This is a genomic window from Microcystis sp. LE18-22.4A, assembly GCF_027531105.1.
GTDB classification, from domain to species: domain Bacteria; phylum Cyanobacteriota; class Cyanobacteriia; order Cyanobacteriales; family Microcystaceae; genus Microcystis; species Microcystis aeruginosa.
The window spans coordinates 1-1,002 of the sequence record NZ_JAPZRB010000456.1; the positions used below are offsets into that span (position 1 = coordinate 1).

Sequence of the window (1,002 nt, forward strand, 5' to 3'; positions counted from 1 at the left end):
GAACCCTTATATAGAAAGGCATTTAGCGATTTTTGTCAATTGTTTTTTATCTAGAGCGAACTAATCAATTAAGTCTCTTGCCAGATAAGGATTTAGTCGATTTATGCCCCCCTATCGAACCATACCAAGTAACGAAGAACCTAATTAATTCGGCTTTTTCAATAACTTTTGCATCTGTAGTGAACTCTGCTTTTTTGACGATAATTTCGGGTATATCGTCTGATTTAAGTTCATTGAGAAGGGCTTGCAATTCCCCCGATTGATGTAAATCTGCTAGGTGCTTTAAGCCCTCTTCTGAACCTTCTAAAAATAGCCGAATACTGCCTTTAAGTTTCATAATAGGCTTGATCGTGTTGTCTCTGGCAGTTTCTTGAAGAAAGCTGATAATTTTATCAATTTTCTCTGGTGTCAGGTCGTCTATCCCTACCTCCATAACTAATTCAAGAACTTTATTTGATTGCTGAGGTTGCGGTTTATTGTTATGATCAAATATCTGAGAATTATCTCTATACCTTGCCAAAGCAGTAATCAGATTAGTCTTTCCAATCTTTTCACCTGTTTGCTCTGACAATATTTTAAATAAACTAGAAGCCGCATTCTTGATTGACTGTTCTTCTGTCCTAATTTCAATTTCTTTTGCTAGATCACGATATGTTTTATTCTCAAAAATACCTTTTAATATTTTTGTCTCCACGTCCGTTAATCGCTTTTTTGTATGCTTTTTTTTCAGATCATTAACCAGCATTTCTAATTCAGTCCATGAAATGGTTTTAGTTTCAGTCATTTTTAGTTCATTTATCATCATTGTTTAAGGGTTGCAGGACTTAAGATTACTTTTCAGTACCCTGTCAGGTTACTTGAGAGTACCTAAAAAAAAGTACCATTTTCATGACTTTTGAGTAACGACAAATAATCAGAATTTTTTTAATCTAAAGATAGTTCACCTCCTAAGTAAAAGGATTGATGATTATGTATAAATATTGGTTAAAGTACAGAGAAGAC

Annotated in this window: 1 pseudogene; it reads right to left on the reverse strand. The window is 33.7% G+C overall.

Features of this window, described 5'->3' with window-relative positions:
* Nucleotides 1-139 precede the first annotated feature (139 nt).
* Nucleotides 140-805, reverse strand: a pseudogene (locus O9295_RS20060) (helix-turn-helix domain-containing protein); the annotation flags it as partial.
* Nucleotides 806-1,002 lie beyond the last annotated feature (197 nt).